The sequence below is a fragment of the Microbacterium sp. SLBN-154 genome (assembly GCF_006715565.1).
GTDB lineage: Bacteria > Actinomycetota > Actinomycetes > Actinomycetales > Microbacteriaceae > Microbacterium.
The window spans coordinates 2,125,930-2,144,348 of record NZ_VFNL01000001.1; the positions used below are offsets into that span (position 1 = coordinate 2,125,930).

The 18,419-nt window shown below is 68.3% G+C and carries 12 protein-coding genes, 1 tRNA gene and 2 pseudogenes; 12 read left to right on the top strand and 3 right to left on the bottom strand.

The annotated features are described in order from the left end of the window. Positions 1-12: 12 nt before the first annotated feature. The 9 genes and pseudogenes from FBY40_RS10330 (at position 13) to pyk (ending at position 11,780) form a co-directional block, all read left to right on the top strand. On the top strand, positions 13-243 hold the full coding sequence (locus FBY40_RS10330) for a DUF6704 family protein (protein ID WP_124293234.1): 231 nt from the start codon (positions 13-15) through the stop codon (positions 241-243). A 35-nt stretch (positions 244-278) separates the two neighbouring features. Then, complete coding sequence (gene trpC / locus FBY40_RS10335) at positions 279-1,088, top strand: indole-3-glycerol phosphate synthase TrpC (RefSeq protein WP_141940128.1); 810 nt, start codon at positions 279-281, stop codon at positions 1,086-1,088. Further along, complete coding sequence (gene trpB, locus FBY40_RS10340) at positions 1,085-2,350, top strand: tryptophan synthase subunit beta (protein WP_141938515.1); 1,266 nt, start codon at positions 1,085-1,087, stop codon at positions 2,348-2,350. The genes trpC and trpB overlap by 4 nt, the downstream gene beginning before the upstream one ends. Next, the gene (gene trpA, locus FBY40_RS10345; RefSeq protein ID WP_141938516.1) at positions 2,347-3,153 is read left to right on the top strand and encodes a tryptophan synthase subunit alpha; all 807 of its coding nucleotides are present in this window, start codon (positions 2,347-2,349) and stop codon (positions 3,151-3,153) included. Before trpB ends, trpA begins: the two co-directional genes overlap by 4 nt. Positions 3,154-3,163: 10 nt before the next feature. Then, complete coding sequence (lgt, locus tag FBY40_RS10350) at positions 3,164-4,165, top strand: prolipoprotein diacylglyceryl transferase (RefSeq protein ID WP_141938517.1); 1,002 nt, start codon at positions 3,164-3,166, stop codon at positions 4,163-4,165. A 66-nt stretch (positions 4,166-4,231) separates the two neighbouring features. After that, the gene (gene gltB, locus FBY40_RS10355) at positions 4,232-8,821 is read left to right on the top strand and encodes a glutamate synthase large subunit (protein ID WP_141938519.1); all 4,590 of its coding nucleotides are present in this window, start codon (positions 4,232-4,234) and stop codon (positions 8,819-8,821) included. 58 nt (positions 8,822-8,879) lie between these two features. After that, positions 8,880-10,172 (top strand): annotated as a pseudogene (locus FBY40_RS10360) (glutamate synthase subunit beta); the annotation flags it as partial. Further along, positions 10,141-10,335 (top strand): annotated as a pseudogene (locus FBY40_RS17690) (hypothetical protein); the annotation flags it as partial. The pseudogenes FBY40_RS10360 and FBY40_RS17690, both read left to right, overlap by 32 nt. After that, complete coding sequence (gene pyk, locus FBY40_RS10365) at positions 10,332-11,780, top strand: pyruvate kinase (RefSeq protein WP_141938522.1); 1,449 nt, start codon at positions 10,332-10,334, stop codon at positions 11,778-11,780. The pseudogene FBY40_RS17690 and the gene pyk, both read left to right, overlap by 4 nt. 25 nt (positions 11,781-11,805) lie before the next feature. Here the strand turns inward: pyk and FBY40_RS10370 are convergent, their stop codons facing one another. Both FBY40_RS10370 and FBY40_RS10375 read right to left on the bottom strand, forming a co-directional pair. After that, complete coding sequence (locus FBY40_RS10370) at positions 11,806-13,431, bottom strand: RecQ family ATP-dependent DNA helicase (RefSeq protein ID WP_141938523.1); 1,626 nt, start codon at positions 13,429-13,431, stop codon at positions 11,806-11,808. A 97-nt stretch (positions 13,432-13,528) separates the two neighbouring features. Next, positions 13,529-13,614: transfer RNA gene (locus tag FBY40_RS10375), tRNA-Leu, on the bottom strand. 90 nt (positions 13,615-13,704) lie between these two features. Here FBY40_RS10375 and FBY40_RS10380 point away from each other — a divergent pair. Continuing rightward, positions 13,705-14,343 (top strand): ANTAR domain-containing response regulator, encoded by a 639-nt coding sequence (locus FBY40_RS10380; RefSeq protein ID WP_141938525.1) that lies wholly within the window; start codon positions 13,705-13,707, stop codon positions 14,341-14,343. Positions 14,344-14,387: 44 nt separating this feature from the next. Next, complete coding sequence (locus tag FBY40_RS10385; RefSeq protein ID WP_235014775.1) at positions 14,388-15,215, top strand: class I SAM-dependent methyltransferase; 828 nt, start codon at positions 14,388-14,390, stop codon at positions 15,213-15,215. Between the two features lie 8 nt (positions 15,216-15,223). Here the strand turns inward: FBY40_RS10385 and FBY40_RS10390 are convergent, their stop codons facing one another. Next, positions 15,224-15,658 (bottom strand): hotdog fold thioesterase, encoded by a 435-nt coding sequence (locus tag FBY40_RS10390; RefSeq protein WP_141938527.1) that lies wholly within the window; start codon positions 15,656-15,658, stop codon positions 15,224-15,226. Positions 15,659-15,709: 51 nt separating this feature from the next. Between FBY40_RS10390 and polA the strand changes: the two genes are divergently transcribed. After that, positions 15,710-18,349 carry a DNA polymerase I gene (gene polA / locus FBY40_RS10395; RefSeq protein ID WP_141938528.1) on the top strand — a complete coding sequence of 880 codons (2,640 nt, stop codon included), beginning with the start codon at positions 15,710-15,712 and terminating at the stop codon, positions 18,347-18,349. The last annotated feature ends 70 nt before the right edge of the window (positions 18,350-18,419 follow it).

Genomic DNA, 18,419 nt, shown 5'->3' on the forward strand with positions numbered 1-18,419 from the left:
TGGAGGATATTCATGAGCAACCACATCGGTGATCCCGGCCACGGCAACTCGCCGGCGGCATGGACGGCTGTCGTCATCATGCTCGTCGGCTTCACCGTCGGAACAGTCGCGTTCTTCTTCGACGTCCCGGTGGTGGTGTGGGCCTCAGCCGGTCTGGTCGTCGTGGGTCTGCTCGTGGGTTGGGGCATGTCGAGAGCCGGTTACGGCGTCGGCGGTGCCAAGACAACGGCGAAAGAGCATTGAACGCGGGCGCTGAGCGAACATCGGCGGGCATCGACCTGCTCGCCGAACTGACGGCCGGCGCCGTGGCGGACGCCGAGCGCCGCGCTGCAGAGACCCCGCTGGTCCAGGTGGAGCGCGCCGCATTGGCTCGCCCCGCGGCCAAGGACGCGCGCGCCGCCCTCGCGCCGAGCGCCGGGGTGAAGATCATCGCGGAGGTCAAGCGCGCAAGTCCGTCGCGCGGGTCGCTCGCCGACATTCCCGACCCCGCCGCGCAGGCGCGGAAGTACCAGCAGGGCGGCGCCTCGGCCATCTCGGTCCTCACCGAGGAACGTCGCTTCTCGGGCAGCCTCGCCGACCTCGACGCCGTGGTGGCCGCGGTCGATCTGCCGGTTCTGCGCAAGGACTTCATCGCCACCGAATACCAGGTGGTCGAGGCCCGCGCCGCCGGGGCCGACCTGGTGCTCCTCATCGTGGCCGCCCTCGAGCAGCATGACCTCGTCCGGCTGCACCGTCTCATCGGCGAACTCGGCATGACCGCTCTCGTCGAGACGCACAGCGCCGACGAGGTGTCACGGGCGATCGATCTCGGCGCCTCGGTCATCGGGGTCAACGCCCGCGACCTGTCGACGTTCGAGCTGGACCGTGACCTGTTCGGGTGTCTGGAACACCTCATCCCCGAAGGAACCGTCCGCATCGCGGAATCCGCGGTGTCGACTCCGGACGACGTCGCGCACTACCGCGATCACGGTGCCGACGTGGTCCTCATCGGCGAAGCCCTCGTGACGGGCGACCCGGTGGCGACGCTCGGTCGGTTCCTCGCGGCGGGAGACCATCCCGCCGGCCGAAACCGGAAGGAGCGGACATGAGTCTGCGTGAAGCGGCAGGGCCATTCTTCGGCGAGTTCGGCGGGCGGTTCATGCCCGAATCGCTCATCGCCGCCATCGACGAACTGAGCGCGGAATACGACCGCGCCAAGAACGACCCGGCGTTCCAGGAGGAATTCCTCGAGCTGCTGCGCAGCTACGCAGGTCGACCGTCCATCATCACGGAGGTGCCGCGGTTCGCCGCGCACGCCGGCGGCGGCCGGGTGTTCCTCAAGCGCGAGGATCTCAACCACACCGGTTCGCACAAGATCAACAATGTCCTCGGCCAAGCCCTGCTCACCCGCCGGCTCGGCAAGAAGCGCGTCATCGCCGAGACCGGCGCCGGCCAGCACGGCGTGGCGACGGCGACGGCGGCGGCACTGTTCGGCCTCGAATGCACCATCTACATGGGCGAGGTCGACACCGAGCGCCAGGCGCTGAACGTCGCGCGCATGCGCCTGCTCGGGGCCGAGGTCGTCCCGGTGACCACGGGCTCGCGCACCCTCAAGGACGCGATCAACGAGGCCTACCGCGACTGGGTGTCCAGCGTCGAGACGACCAACTACATCTTCGGCACGGCCGCCGGTCCGCACCCCTTCCCCGCCATGGTGCGCGATTTCCAGAAGGTCATCGGCGAAGAGGCGCGCCGGCAGCTCCTCGACGAGGTCGGTCGGCTGCCCGACTCGGTCTTCGCGTGCGTGGGCGGGGGATCCAACGCGATCGGCATGTTCGACGCCTTCCTGGATGACGCCGATGTGCGCCTCTACGGGGTCGAAGCCGCCGGCGACGGCGTGGACACCCTTCGCCACGCGGCGTCGATCGAGCGGGGACGCCCGGGCGTCCTCCACGGCGCGAAGACCTTCGTCCTCCAGGACGAGGACGGGCAGACCGTGGAATCCCATTCGATCTCCGCGGGCCTGGACTACCCGGGCGTCGGGCCCGAGCACGCGTGGCTCGCCTCGATCGGTCGAGCCGACTACATCCCCGCCACTGACGCCGAAGCGATGGCGGCGCTGCGGCTCCTGTCCGAGACCGAAGGAATCATCCCCGCCATCGAGTCCGCGCACGCTCTGGCCGGAGCGATCCGCATCGGCGAGCAGCTCGGTCCCGACGCGATCATCGCGATCTGCCTCTCCGGCCGCGGAGACAAGGACATGGACACCGCGGCGCGCTACTTCGAGCTCTACGACGCGGGCATCGATCTCGCGGCGGCTGCGGCCGAACCCGTCGTCGACGCCGCCAAGGGCGAGGGCGTGAAGCTGTGACGTCACCCGTCTCGGCGGCGATCGACGCCGCCAAGGCCGAGGGTCGCGGTGCCCTCGTCGGATACCTTCCGCTCGGATTCCCCGACCTGGCCACGAGCATCGACGCCGCCGTCGCCCTTGCGGAGGCGGGAGCCGACGTCCTGGAGCTCGGTCCGCCGTATTCCGACCCGGTCATGGACGGCACCGTGATCCAGGAGGCGACGCAGACGGCGCTGGCCGCCGGATTCCGCCTTCGCGACACGTTCACCGCCGTCGCGGAGATCACGCGGCAGACCGACACCCCGGTGCTGGTGATGACGTACTGGAACCCCGTGATGCAGTACGGGGTCGACCGGTTCGCCGACGACCTGCGCTCGGCCGGGGGAGCGGGCCTCATCACGCCCGACGTCACTCCTGACGCTGCCGGGGACTGGATCGCGGCGTCCCGCCGCACCGACCTCGACCGGGTCTTCCTGGCCGCTCCCACCTCCACCGATGAGCGTCTCGATCTCATCGCGTCGAACTCGACGGGCTTCGTCTACACGGTCTCCACGATGGGTATCACCGGCGTTCGCGAGGACCTCGACGCCGCCGCCCGCGGCCTGGTCGCGCGCCTGCGCGCGCACGGCGCCGAGCGCGCATGCGTCGGCATCGGCATCTCGAACGCCTCCCACGTCGCGGGCGTCCTGGAGTATGCGGACGGCGCCATCGTCGGAACAGCGCTCGTCCGTGCCCTGCGCGACGGCGGCATCCCCGCTCTGCGAGACCTCGCCGCCGAGTTGCACCAGGGCACGATGTCCGCGGGTGCCGGACGCCCCGCTTAGACTCGAATCCATGTCGTTCGCCCTCTCGAGCGCCGGAACATCCGTGCTCGCCAGCATCCCGAGCCCCGAGATCAGCTTCATCCAGCTCGGACCGCTCCGCGTCTACTTCTACGCGCTGTGCATCATCGCCGGAATCGTGGTGGCGGTCCTGCTCACGAACCATCGGCTGAGCAAGCGCGGTGCAGAGCCCTGGGTCGTCATCGACATCGCCCTTCTCGCGGTGCCGCTGGCCATCGTCGGCGCCCGGATCTTCCATGTGCTCACCCACCTGGGCTTCTACTTCTCCGAGGGCTCGAACCCGTGGAACCCCTTCCAGCCCGGCTCGGTCTGGGCCATCTGGGAGGGCGGGATCGCCATCTACGGTGCGCTGATCGGCGGCGCGGTCGGCGCGTGGCTCGGCTGCCGATGGACGGGGATCCGTTTCTGGTCCTTCGCCGATGCGCTGGCCCCCGGCATCCTGCTGGCCCAGGCCATCGGGCGCTTCGGAAACTGGTTCAACCAGGAACTGTTCGGTCTTCCCACCGACCTGCCGTGGGGTCTGGAGATCGACTCCGACAACGCCGCGTTCCCCCCAGGGCTGCCCGCCGATACGCTGTTCCACCCCACGTTCCTCTACGAGGTGATCTGGAACACGGCGGGCGTCCTCGTGCTGCTGTGGGCGGGGAAGAGTCTGCGGATGCAGTGGGGACGGCTGTTCGGCCTCTACCTGATCTGGTACAGCGCCGGCCGCATCGTGTGGGAGTCGATCCGCATCGATCCCAGCGACATCTACCTGGGGCTTCGCACCAACGTCTGGGCGGCGATCTTCGGCGTCATCGTCGGCCTCGCCATCATCATCGTGCAGCGTCGACGTCACCCCGGTACCGAGCCGTCACCCTATGTGGCCGGTCGGGAGTGGAAGGGCCGGGGCACGGTACAATCGCAGGACACCGACGACTTCGTCGACCTCAGCGAACCACCGGCGAACGAGGTCGCCGAGAGCGATGCCACAAGCACAGCCGCCAAGAAGTAGGGGTGTTCATCAGCTGATTCGGGCCGACGTCGTCCCATCTTGAGCATCAATGTGAGGACGGTACGCATGGCCGCGAGTTCCGGCAGAAGCACCTCCACGTCTGTCGTGGGCGGTGGCTTCCCCGCCCGGCAGGGCATGTACAACTCGGCATTCGAGAAGGATGCCTGCGGGTTGGCGATGGTCGCGACGCTTCGGGGCGAACCGGGCCACGACATCATCGACCTGGCCCTGACGGCGCTGCGGAATCTCGAGCACCGCGGTGCGATCGGTTCGGATGCGGGTACCGGCGACGGAGCGGGCATCCTCACCCAGATGCCCGACGCGTTCTTCCGCGCGGTCGTCGACTTCGACCTGCCCCCGATGGGGGAGTACGCGGCAGGGATGGTGTTTCTGCCGCGCGACGAGGAAGCACGAGCCGAGCAGAAGGCGGGCATCGAGCGGATCGCCGCCAGCGAGAACCTCGTCGTGCTCGGCTGGCGCGATGTGCCGGTCGCCGAGGAGCACCTGGGGAAGCTGGCCTTCGAGGCGCGCCCCGCCTTCGAGCAGATCTTCGTGTCCCGTCCCGGCGAAGGCGATGTGCCGGCACTGTCGGGCATCGATCTCGACCGGCGCACCTATCGGATGCGCAAGCGCGCCCGGCACGAGCTCGACGCCTACTTCGTCTCGCTGTCTGCACGCACCATCGGCTACAAGGGCATGGTCACGACGCTCCAGCTCGAACCGTTCTATCCCGACCTCCAGGATGAGCGTTTCGCCTCCGAGCTCGCCGTCGTGCACTCCCGCTACTCCACCAACACCTTCCCCTCCTGGCCGCTCGCGCAGCCGTTGCGGATGCTCGCGCACAACGGCGAGATCAACACCGTCAACGGCAACCGCAACTGGATGAGGGCGCGGCAGTCGCAGCTGGAGTCCGAGCTCCTCGGCGACATCCGTCCCCTGCTGCCGATCTGCACGGTCGGCTCCAGTGACTCCGCGTCGTTCGATGAGGTTCTCGAGCTCCTCACTCTGACCGGCCGGAGCCTTCCTCACGCGGTGATGATGATGGTGCCCGAGGCCTACGAGAAGCAGGCCGACATCGCGCCGGATCTCCGGGCGTTCTACGACTACCACGCGAATCAGATGGAGCCGTGGGACGGCCCCGCCGCGCTGATCTTCACCGACGGCACGCTCGTGGGTGCGACCCTCGACCGCAACGGCCTTCGTCCGGGGCGCTGGACGGAGACCACCGACGGCTTCGTCGTGATCGGCAGCGAGACCGGGGTCCTCGACATCGCCCCGGAGCGCATCAAGCGTCGGGGCCGGCTGCGTCCCGGACGGATGTTCCTCGTCGACACCGCCGCCGGCCGCATCGTCGAGGACGACGAGATCAAGCGCGACCTCGCGACCATGCACCCCTGGCAGGAGTGGCTGGATGCCGGGCGCGTGCGCCTGGCCGACCTGCCCGAGCGTGAGCACATCGTCCATCCGATCGCCTCGATCACCCGTCGTCAGCGCACCTTCGGCTACACCGAGGAGGAGGTGCGGATCCTCCTGACCCCCATGGGTCAGAACGGCGCCGAGCCGCTCGGCGCGATGGGCAGCGACACGCCGGTCGCCGTCCTCAGCGACCGTCCGCGCCTGCTGTTCGACTACTTCGTCCAGCAGTTCGCGCAGGTCACCAACCCGCCGCTGGACTCGATCCGCGAAGAGGTCGTGACCTCCCTGTCGCTGGGGCTCGGGCCCGAGCGCAACCTGCTGTCGTGGGGACCGGACCACGCCCGCACCGTGATGCTGGACTTCCCCGTGATCGACAACGACGAGCTCGCGAAGATCCAGCACATCGACACGGCACTGCCGGATCGATCGTCGGTGACGATCCGAGGTCTGTATCGCGTCGAAGCGGGGCACAAGGGCATGCGCAAGCGGCTCGAGCAGATGTGCACCGAGGTCGACCAGGCGATCGAGGACGGCGCAGAGCTCATCGTGCTCAGCGACCGCGACTCCAACAAGGACCTCGCGCCGATCCCGTCGCTGCTCATGCTGGCTGCTGTCCACCACCACCTCATCCGACGCGAGACCCGCATGAAGGTCGGTCTCGTGGTCGAAGCCGGAGACGTGCGGGAGGTGCACCACATCGCCACCCTCATCGGTTATGGCGCGTCGGCGGTGAACCCGTACCTGGCGATGGAGACGGTCGAATACCTCGTCCGCGCGGGTTACATCACCGGCGTCACCCCCGAGAAGGCGGTGAAGAACCTCATCTACGCCCTCGGCAAGGGCGTGCTGAAGATCATGTCGAAGATGGGCATCTCCACCGTGTCTTCCTACGCGGGTGCTCAGGTCTTCGAAGCCGTCGGCCTGTCGCAGGAGCTCGTGGACACGTACTTCACGGGGACCGAGACCAAGCTCGGGGGAGTCGGGCTCGACGTCATCGCCGCCGAGAACGCCGCCCGTCACGCCTATGCGTACCCCGAGGACGCCGCGGTGCGCGCGCACGAGCGGCTGTGGACCGGGGGCGAGTACCAGTGGCGCCGTGACGGATCGCCGCACCTGTTCAACCCCGACACCGTGTTCCGTCTGCAGCACGCGACGCGCACGCGGCGGTACGACATCTTCCGCGAGTACACGAAGCTGGTCGACGACCAGGCGGCCGAGCTCAAGACCCTGCGGGGGCTGTTCCAGCTGCGATCGGGAGTGCGCCCCCCGGTGCCCATCGACGAGGTCGAACCCGTATCGGCGATCGTGAAGCGTTTCCAGACCGGCGCGATGAGCTACGGCTCCATCTCCCAGGAGGCTCACGAGACCCTCGCGATCGCGATGAACCGAATCGGCGGCCGGTCGAACACCGGTGAGGGCGGCGAGGACGTCGAGCGCCTGCTCGACCCGGAGCGGCGGAGCTCGATCAAGCAGGTCGCATCGGGACGGTTCGGGGTCACGAGTCTCTACCTGACCGAGGCCGACGACATCCAGATCAAGCTGGCCCAGGGCGCCAAGCCCGGCGAGGGCGGGCAGCTCCCTCCGGCGAAGGTGTATCCGTGGGTCGCGCGCACGCGGCATGCGACCGCAGGCGTAGGGCTCATCTCGCCACCGCCCCACCACGACATCTATTCGATCGAAGATCTGAAGCAGCTCATCTTCGACCTGAAGCGCTCCAATCCCGGCGCCCGGATCCACGTCAAGCTCGTGAGCCAGTCGGGAATCGGTGCGGTCGCGGCGGGCACGGCCAAAGCGCTGGCCGATGTCATCCTCGTCTCGGGGCACGACGGGGGTACGGGTGCGAGCCCGCTGAACTCGCTCAAGCACGCGGGCACTCCGTGGGAGCTGGGGCTGGCCGAGACGCAGCAGACGCTCATGCTCAATGGGATGCGCGATCGCGTGGTGGTGCAGGTCGACGGTCAGCTCAAGACCGGGCGCGATGTCATCATCGGCGCGCTCCTGGGTGCGGAGGAGTTCGGCTTCGCCACCGCTCCGCTCGTGGTCTCGGGCTGCATCATGATGCGCGTGTGTCACCTCGACACCTGTCCGGTCGGCGTCGCGACGCAGAACCCGACGCTGCGGGCACGCTTCAACGGCAAGCCGGAGTTCGTCGTGAACTTCATGGAATTCGTCGCCCAGGAGGTGCGCGAATATCTCGCCGAACTGGGGTTCCGCTCGCTCGACGAGGCCATCGGCCGCACCGAGATGCTCGACCTGAATGGCGCGATCGAGCACTGGAAGGCCAGTGGGCTCGACCTCACGCCCGTGCTGCACGGCCCGAACTTCGCTGAAGACGAGCCGCGCCGCCATGGGCGCGCCCAGCTGCACGAGCTCGAGGAGCACTTCGACACGGTGCTCATCGAGCGCGCCCGCGATGTGATCGAACGCGGCGGGTCTGTCACGATCGATCTGCCCATCCGCAACACCGAGCGTGCCGTGGGCACGCTCCTCGGACATCACGTCACGCGTGCGCGAGGCGAGAACGGTCTTCCTTCGGGGTCGATCACCGTCAACCTCACCGGCTCGGCGGGTCAGTCCTTCGGGGCATTCATGCCGGCGGGGATCACGCTGCGCCTCGAAGGCGACTCCAACGACTACGTCGGCAAGGGGCTGTCCGGCGGCCAGATCGTGGTCCGCCCGCCGCGCGGTGCGTCGTTCGATGCGTCGAAGAACGTCATCGCCGGCAACGTCATCGGATACGGGGCCACCCAGGGCACCATGTTCCTCCGGGGCGTCGTCGGGGAGCGGTTCCTCGTCCGCAACTCCGGGGCGACCGCGGTCGTCGAGGGTGTCGGCGATCACGCGCTGGAGTACATGACCGGCGGCCTCGCGGTCATCCTGGGCGAGACCGGACGCAACCTCGGAGCCGGGATGTCGGGGGGAACCGCGTACGTCTACCGGCTCGACCGCAAGCTGGTCAATCGGGAGGCGATCGCGTCGGGCGAGCTCGTTCTCGGCGAGCTCGGCGCGGGTGACGTCGAGATGCTCCGCGACCTGCTGGAACAGCATGTGAAGGAGACCGGGTCAGAGCTGGCGCAGCGCCTGCTCGACGACTTCGAGCGGGAGGCGCAGAACTTCGTCCGTGTCGTCCCGCGCGATTACGCCGCCGTCCTGCAGACCCGGCAGGCGGCGCTCGACGAAGGACTCGATCCCGACGGCGACGTCGTATGGAGCCGCATCCTGGAGGTGACGGGTGGCTGACCCCAAAGGCTTTCTGAAGGTGACCGAGCGGGAGCTGCCGCCTCGGCGCCCCATCCCGGTGCGGATCATGGACTGGAAAGAGGTCTACGAGCCGGGGGACTCGGCCGTTCTCCGTCGCCAGGCCGGTCGATGCATGGACTGCGGCGTGCCGTTCTGCCACAAAGGATGTCCGCTGGGAAACCTCATCCCCGAGTGGAACGACCTGGTGTGGCGGGGCGAGGGGCGCGCGGCGATCGAGCGCCTGCACGCGACGAACAACTTCCCGGAGTTCACCGGCAGGCTCTGCCCGGCGCCGTGCGAGAGCTCGTGCGTTCTGGGCATCAACCAGCCCCCGGTGACGATCAAGCAGGTCGAGGTCTCGATCATCGACGAGGCGTTCTCGCAGGGCTGGGTCGAGCCCGAGCCCCCCGCGCGTCTGACCGGCAAGACGGTCGCCGTCGTCGGTTCGGGGCCGGCCGGCCTCGCCGCGGCGCAGCAGCTCACCCGGGCCGGTCACACGGTGGCGGTCTACGAGCGTGACGACCGCATCGGTGGACTGCTGCGTTACGGCATCCCCGACTTCAAGATGGAGAAACGTCATCTCGAGGCGCGTCTTCGTCAGATGCGCGACGAGGGCACGCGGTTCCGCGCCGGTGTGGAGATCGGCGTGGACATCTCGTGGAGCGATCTGCGCGCACGCTACGACGCCGTCGTCATCGCCACCGGCGCGACGGTGCCCCGCGACCTCGCGATCCCCGGACGCGATCACGCGGGCGTGCACTTCGCGATGGAGTACCTCGTCGAATCCAATAAGGCCGTGGCAGGCGACGCGGTGCCGAACCAGATCACCGCGGAGGGCAAGCACGTCGTCGTGATCGGCGGCGGCGACACGGGAGCAGACTGCATCGGCACCGCTCACCGGCAGGGCGCCCTGAGCGTGACCAACCTCGCGATCGGCAAGCAGCCGCCCGAGGAGCGCCCCGAGGATCAGCCCTGGCCGATGATGCCGAACCTGTTCGAGATCGCGTCCGCGCACGAGGAGGGCGGTGAGCGTCAGTACCTCGCGTCCACCGTCGAGTTCCTCGCGAACGCCGTCGGCGAGGTCCGCGCGCTGCGCGTCGCCGAGACCGAGTACCGCGATGGGCGACGCGTGCCGAAGTCGGGCACGGAGCGTGAGATCCCCGCCGACCTCGTGCTGATCGCCATGGGCTTCACCGGTCCGGAGCACGCGCACCTGGCCGATCAGCTCGGCACTCAGTTCGGTCCGCGGGGAAGCGTCGAGCGCGACGCGGTCTACCAGACATCGGCTCCCGGCGTGTTCGTGGCCGGCGACGCCGGACGCGGTCAATCGCTCATCGTCTGGGCCATCGCCGAAGGTCGCGCGGCGGCTGCGGCGGTCGACGAGTACCTCATGGGCAGCACCGACCTGCCGGCGCCCGTTCACCCGAACGATGTCGCCATCGGGCTGCAGCCCGCGTAGGCTGGCCCCGGCCCTTCGCCACTTCCCCCATCACTCGGAGTTCATACACGGATGAGACGCGCCAAGATCGTCGCCACTTTGGGTCCTGCCACTTCCTCTTATGACATGGTCCGCGCGATCATCGACGCCGGCGTGGACATCGCCCGGTTGAACCTCAGCCATGGTGACTACTCCGTGCACGAGGCCAACTTCGCCAATGTCCGAAAGGCCGCTGATGACGCGGGTCGTCCGGTGGCGGTGCTCGTCGACCTGCAGGGGCCGAAGATCCGCCTCGGTCGCTTCGCCGACGGCCCGCACGAGCTCGCCGAGGGCGACATCTTCAAGATCACCACAGAGGATGTCCCGGGCACCAAGGAGCTCGTCTCGACGACGTTCAAGGGTCTCCCCGGCGATGTCAAGCCCGGCGACTTCCTTCTGATCGACGACGGCAAGGTCCGCGTCGAGGTCGTCGAGGTCGAGGGCCAGGTCGTGACGACGCGTGTGATCGTCGCCGGCACGGTGTCGAACAACAAGGGGATCAACCTGCCGGGTGTGGCGGTGAACGTCCCCGCCCTGTCGGAGAAGGACGAGGCCGACCTCCGCTGGGGCCTGCGGATCGGCGCGGACTTCATCGCCCTCTCGTTCGTGCGAAACGCCAAGGACATCCAGCGCGTTCACGTCATCATGGCCGAAGAGGGGCGCCGGGTCCCTGTGATCGCCAAGATCGAGAAGCCGCAGGCGGTGGACAACCTCGAGGAGATCATCGACGCCTTCGACGGCATCATGGTCGCCCGCGGCGACCTCGGCGTAGAGCTGCCGCTGGAAGCGGTGCCGATCGTCCAGAAGCGTGCCGTGGAGCTCTGCCGCCGGATGGCCAAGCCCGTCATCGTCGCCACGCAGATGCTCGAATCGATGATCAACAACCCGGTGCCCACGCGCGCGGAGACCAGCGACGTCGCCAACGCCGTTCTCGACGGCGCCGACGCCGTGATGCTCTCGGGCGAGACCAGTGTCGGGGACTACCCCGTGAAGGTCGTCGAGACCATGGCGCGCATCGTCGAGTCGACCGAGGATCACGGACTCGAGCGCATCGCGCCGCTGACGACCAAGCCGCGGACCCAGGGGGGTGCCATCACGCTCGCCGCGATGGAGGTGGCCGACTTCGTCGAGGCGAAGTTCCTCTGCATCTTCACCGAGTCCGGCGACACCGCCCGCCGCATGTCGCGTCTGCGTCCGAAGATCCCCATGATCGGCTTCACGCCCGAGCCGGCGATCCGCCGTCGCATGGCGATCACCTGGGGGATCCGCTCGACGCTCGTGGAGCATGTCCCGCACACCGACCGTATGTTCATCCAGGTCGACGACTATCTGCTTGCGAACGATCTGGCCAAGGTCGGCGACAAGGTCGTCGTGATCTCCGGGTCGCCTCCCGGGATCGTGGGTTCGACCAACGACATCCGCATCCACAAGGTCGGCGATGCCGTGCACGGCGCGGCCCCGATCTACCAGACGCGGGACTGAGCTTCCGTGTCCTTGCGAAACCTCCTCACGCGACGCGCGTGAGGAGGTTTCGTTCTTCCACGGCAGCCAGCTGGAGGACCCTGTATCCCTGCTCGTCGAAGAAGACGGTCAGTCGATCGTCGTCGGCGTCCACCACGGTCCCGCGTCCCCATTCGACGTGGTCGACCTCGGCGCCCGCGGGGAACGGCGCGTCGACGGCGGCCGCTGCGGCCTCTTCTGCGGTGCCGCCGCGGCACGTGTCGCAACGGTGACAGGACGCGGATCCGTCATCTCCGAAGTAGCTGAGCAAGACCCGTCGGCGGCAATCCCTCGTCTCGGCGTACCGACGCATGACATCCAGCCGCGACCGCTCGATGCGTTCCCGGCGCTCGGCGGCCTCGCGCGCCAGCGCGGCCGCCTCTTTCGGTCGACGCACGGCGATGACGGTTGCGCCTTTCCGATCCACGACGACCACGCCTGCTTCGACCAGCAGATTCACCAAGCCCGTGACGCGCCGCGTCGGGAGCCCGATCTGCTCGGCGAGTGCCCGGATCCGCAGCGGCGTGCCGGCCTTCACGAGGGCGCGGTACACACGGCGGACGGCCTCGACGTCAACCGTGCGGGCGGTGAAGTACTTCCGGATCCCGAGGTCCTCGGATCGGTAGAAGAGCACGGCCTGCGCGGGTTCGCCATCTCTGCCCGCACGCCCGGTCTCCTGCGTGTACGCATCCAGCGATTCCGGAACAGCGGCATGCACGACGAAGCGCACGTCGGGCTTGTCGATCCCCATGCCGAACGCATTCGTGGCGACGACGACGTCGACCTCGCCGTCGAGGAACTGCTCGTGCGTGCGTCGGCGCGCCCCCGAGGAAAGACCGGCGTGGTAGGTCTCGGCACGAACCCCTCGGTCGCGAAGACCCTGCGTGAGCCTCTCAGCGTCACGGCGGGTGGAGGTGTAGACGAGCCCCGGGCGGGGGAGCGTCGGAATGAACTCGTGCAGTTCGCGCTCCTTCTCGGCTTCATCTGAGAATCGCCGGACGTCCAGATCGATGTTCGGTCTGTCGACGCCACGCACGACCAGAAGTGGATCCGCCATGTTCAGGCGTTCGATGATCTCCTCGCGCACGGGCGCAGCGGCGGTGGCCGTGAGCGCCACGGTCGGCGGACGTCCGAGGCGGTCGCGGACGTCGCCGAGTCCGAGGTAGTCCGGGCGGAAATCATGTCCCCAGCTCGCGACGCAGTGCGCCTCGTCGACGACGAACAAGCCGACCGCCACACCCGACAATCGATCGAGGACCTCGTCCTTGGCGAGCTGTTCCGGCGCGAGGAAGAGGAATTCGACGTCGCCGGCTGCGACGTTCCGCCACAGCTCCTCGGTCGCGCGGTCTCCGATGGTCGAGTTGAGCATCGCCCCGCGCGGAGCGCGGGGCGTATCGGCGAGACCTGCGAGCTGGTCGGCCTGCAGCGCGATGAGGGGGGAGACGACGATCGTCATCCCGTCTCGAAGCGCGCCGGCGAGCTGGTACACCGCGGACTTCCCAGAGCCCGTGGGAAGCACCGTGACGACGTCCCGTCCCTCGAGGAGTGCGGCCACGGCTTCTTCCTGACCGTCCCGCAGCTCCTCCCAGCCGAAGACCTCGCGGGCCGCGCGGACGATCGTCGATGTCGGCATGCCGATCCTCTCCTCGGAAAACGAGGATCATCCTGGCATCCGCCTCCGAAGTCGGGGCCCGGGGTTGACACGGCGCGGGAAAGACCGATCGTCGGCATGGTGCCGGTGGTGGGAGTCGAACCCACACGCCCTTTCGGGCAACCGAGTTTGAGTCGGTCGCGTCTGCCATTCCGCCACACCGGCTCGCGGCCAGCGGCCGCGTCCGCCCTCGACCCTATCGCAGCGAGCGGACCCGATTGCGGGGCCGCATGCGGGAAGCCGTAGGATTGCGGGGTGACTGAGTCAGAGCGCGCCGGGCAAGAGCAGACCGGGCAAGAGCAGGCCGCCGCATCCGCCCCTCGCCGGGTCGTCGTCGCCGAGGATGAGTCGCTCATCCGCCTCGACATCGTCGAGATCCTCCGCGACAACGGCTTCGATGTCGTCGGAGAGGCAGGCGACGGCGAGACCGCCGTGCAACTTGCCACCGAGCTGCGCCCCGACCTCGTGATCATGGATGTCAAGATGCCGCAGCTCGACGGCATCAGCGCCGCCGAGAAGCTCAGCAAGAACCACATCGCCCCCGTGGTGCTGCTCACCGCCTTCAGCCAGAAGGAGCTCGTCGAGCGCGCGAGCGAGGCCGGCGCGCTGGCTTATGTCGTCAAGCCCTTCACCCCGAACGATCTGCTTCCCGCGATCGAGATCGCTCTGGCCCGTCACGAGCAGATCATCACCCTCGAGGCCGAGGTCGCCGACATGGTCGAGCGCTTCGAGACCCGCAAGCTCGTCGACCGGGCGAAGGGCCTGCTGAACGAGAAGATGGGCTTGACCGAGCCCGAGGCGTTCCGCTGGATCCAGAAGGCGTCGATGGACCGCCGCCTCACGATGCAGGATGTCGCCAAGGCGATCATCGAGCAGCTCGCCCCCAAGAAGTGACCACCGAGCCTCCCACGGACGCCTCCGTCCCACACGCGGACGGAGTGAGGATCGCCTGGGAGGACGCGCGCGCGGTCAATCTCGCCAACTGGCAGGACCGGGCCGCGCTTCACGAGGAGGCCTACGGGCTGGAGGCCTTCGACGACCCCGAGCATCTGTCCGAGGTCGCCAGCGACGATCTGGCGGCGCTTCTGCCGTTCGTCGGCACGTTGCGCGGCAAGGACCTGTGTCACCTGCAGTGCCACATCGGCACGGACACTGTGTCACTCGCGCGAGCTGGTGCGCGGGTGACGGCGCTGGACTTCAGCGACCGTGCCCTCGAGGTCGCGGCGCGTCCGGCGGAACGCGCCGGTGTCGATGTGACCTGGGTCCTCGGCGACGTGCTCGAAGCCCGAACGCACGTGAGCGGTGATTTCGACATCGTCTACACCAGCGTGGGAACGATCGGCTGGCTTCGCGACCTCGATCGCTGGGCGATGCAGATCGCGGCCCTGCTGCGTCCGGGCGGGCTGTTCTACATCCGCGACGGGCATCCGATGCTCTACACGATCGACGAGGATGCCGACGACGATCTGGTGCGGCACCGCTACTTCGCAGACGGCACGGCGCAGATGTGGGATGACGACTCCACCTACGCCGGTGACGGCAAGGTCGCACACTCGCGAACCTACGAGTGGCCTCATCCGCTCTCCGAGACGATCAACTCCCTCATCTCCGCCGGGTTGCGGATCGAGAAGCTCGAAGAGGGACGAGTTCTCCCCTGGCGGTTCAGCGGGCGAATGGTGCCCGTGGACCACGGATGGATGTGGCCCGAGGGTGTCCGCGATCGCATTCCGGCGACCTTCACGATCATCGCGCGCAAACCCGCCTGACGGGGTGTTCAGCTGCGGGCGGCCACGTCCTTGATGTGATTGGTGATCCGCACCGTGGAGCAGCGGCGTCCCTCATCGTCGCTCACGACGATCTCGTGCACGGTGACGCTCCGACCGAGGTGCAGGGGCGTGCAGACGCCGGTCACGAACCCGGAGGTCGCGGATCGGGTGTGCGTCGCGTTGATGTCGACGCCGACCGCGAGGCGCCCGGGGCCGGCATGGAAGTTGGCGTGCATCGAACCCAGCGACTCGCCGAGCACGACGTACGCGCCGCCATGGAAGAGCCCGACGGGCTGGGTGTTGCCCGCCACCGGCATCCGCGCCGCGCACCGTTCGGCGGTGAACTCCAGCCACTCGAAGCCCATCTTCTCGGCGAGGGCCCCGATGCCCCGGGCCTCGGCCCAGGCGAGCTCATCGGAGGCGGTTTCGACGGTGTCGGTCATCGGCGAGTTCCTGGCTCGGGGGGTGTCTCACCCCGCGTCTAGGCTGTCAGGGTGACGGACTCCGCAAAGCCTACCCTCCTCGTCGTGGACGGCCACTCGCTGGCCTACCGGGCGTTCTACGCTCTCCCGGTCGACAATTTCTCCACCAAGGACGGGCAGCACACCAACGGGATCTACGGGTTCCTGGCGATGCTGATCAACCTCATCAAGGCCGAGAAGCCCACGCACCTCGCTGTCGCCTTCGACACCTCCCGCCAGTCCTTCCGTACGCGACAGTACGCCGAGTACAAGGCCAATCGCTCCGAGACCCCCAAGGAGTTCCAGGGACAGATCCCGCTGCTCAAGGAATGCCTCGCGGCGATGAGCATCCCGGTGCTCGAGCAGGAGGACATCGAGGCCGACGACATCCTCGCCACTCTCGCCACGCGCGGAGCGGCCGAGGGCTTCCATGTCCTCGTCTGCTCCGGAGACCGCGACACGATCCAGCTGGTCACCGACGACATCACGCTCCTGTACCCCAACGTCCAGGGCGTCTCGCAGCTCAAGCGCTATGACTCCGAGGCGGTCCGCGAGCGCTACGGCGTCGAGCCGGCGATGTACCCCGATGTCGCGGCCCTCGTCGGCGAGACCAGCGACAACCTTCCGGGCGTGCCGAAGGTCGGCGAGAAGACGGCGGTGAAGTGGCTGACGCAGTTCGGATCGCTCGATGACCTGCTGGCCCAGGCCGACAAGGTGACCGGGGTGGTGGGCAACAACCTTCGTGAGCATCTCGACGACGTGCGCCGCAACCGTCAGCTGAATGCTCTCCTCACCGACGTCGATCTCCCGGTGGGCCCCGCTGACCTCGCGGTGCGGCCGATCGATGCGCAGGCCGTCCGCGAGATCTTCGCGCAGCTGGAGTTCCGAACGCTCCTGCCGCGGGTCTTCGAGGCCGCGGGCGTCGATCAGGCCATGTCGGCGCAGGCCGCCGTGCCCACCGCCACGGCGCCGACGCCCGCCGAGCCCGACTCCTCGAGCCTGGCAGCCTGGGTCGACGAGGCGTCGGGCGATGTGGCGCTGACGCTGATCGCCGAGAACGGGCGACCGCGTCGCATCGGGCTCGCCACCGCCGACGCCGCCGTCGAAGCGAACTGGTCCGAAGAAATCGCCGCGGCTCTGACTCCGTGGCTGCTCTCGGAGGCGCCGAAGGTGCTCACCGACGCCAAGCCGCAGGTCAAGGCGCTCCGTCGGGAGGGCATCCGACTGGGCGGACTCGCCTTCGACACGATCCTGGCGGGCTGGCTCCTGCGACCGAGCTTTCCCGACAAGTCCCTCGCCGACCTCACCGATCGTTTCCTGGGCGAGAAGCTCCCCGAGGCCGACCCCGCGCAGCTGGTTCCCGAGACCGAGGGCGCGACTCCGGGTCAGCTGTCGTGGTTCACCCTGCGCGTGGCCGAGGCGCAGCGGTCGCAGCTCGCGGCATCCGTTCTCTCGGTCCTGACCGACATCGAGCTGCCGACCGTGCAGACCCTCGCCGACATGGAGCTGGCCGGGGTGGCGGTCTCGCACGCGAAGCTGTCGGAGTTCTCGGGCGAGCTGGGCGACCGGGCCGACCGGATCGCCCAGGAGGCGTACGCGGCGATCGGACGCGAGGTCAACCTCGGGTCGCCCAAGCAGCTGCAAGAGGTGCTGTTCGAAGAGCTCCAGTTGCCGAAGACCCGGAAGACCAAGACCGGATACTCCACGGATGCCGCGGTGCTCGCCGATCTGCAGGAATCCCACCCGCATCCGTTCCTGAACCTCCTGCTCCAGCATCGAGAAGCGACGAAGCTCCGCCAGATCATCGAATCGCTCGACACCGCCATCGGCGCCGATGGGCGCATCCGCACCACGTACCTCCAGACGGGGTCGCAGACGGGGCGGCTTTCGAGCACCGACCCGAACCTCCAGAACATCCCGATCCGCACGGAGGAAAGCCGCCGCATCCGGTCGGCGTTCGAGGTCGGCGACGGCTACGAGGCGCTGCTGACCGCCGACTACTCGCAGATCGAGATGCGGATCATGGCGCACCTGTCCGAAGACCCCGGCCTGATCGAGGCGTTCAACTCGGGGGAGGACACCCACCGGTTCGTGGGCGCGCGGGTCTTCGGTGTCGCACCCGAAGACGTCACCCCCGCGATGCGGACCAAGGTCAAGGCGATGTCCTATGGCCTGGTGTACGGTCTGTCGGCGTTCGGGCTGTCCAAGCAGCTGCGGATCGAGCAGTCCGAAGCGCGGGAGCTGATGCTCGAGTACTTCGCGCGGTTCGGCGCCGTGCGCGACTACCTGCGCACGTCGGTCGAGAAGGCCCGGATCGACGGCTACACCGAGACGATCTTCGGCCGCCGGCGGCCGTTCCCCGACCTCAACAGCCCCAACCGGGTGCTGCGCGAGAACGCCGAGCGGGCGGCTCTGAACGCGCCGATCCAGGGCAGTGCGGCCGACATCATGAAGGTCGCCCTGTTCCGCATCCACGACGACCTCACCTCACAGGGGCTCGGATCGCGTGTCCTCCTGCAGATCCACGACGAACTCGTCGTCGAGGTGGCGCCGGGGGAGTGGGACGCGGCCGAGCGCATCGTTCGGGAGCGGATGGCGGATGCGGCGGAGCTGACCGTTCCGCTCGACGTGCAGATCGGCCGCGGCGCCGACTGGAACGCCGCGGGCCACTGACCCGGTCGCGGCATCGGTCGCGGCTCACCGCCGCGGTGTTGGCGCTCGGGCGAGCGGGGTGCCTAGGCTC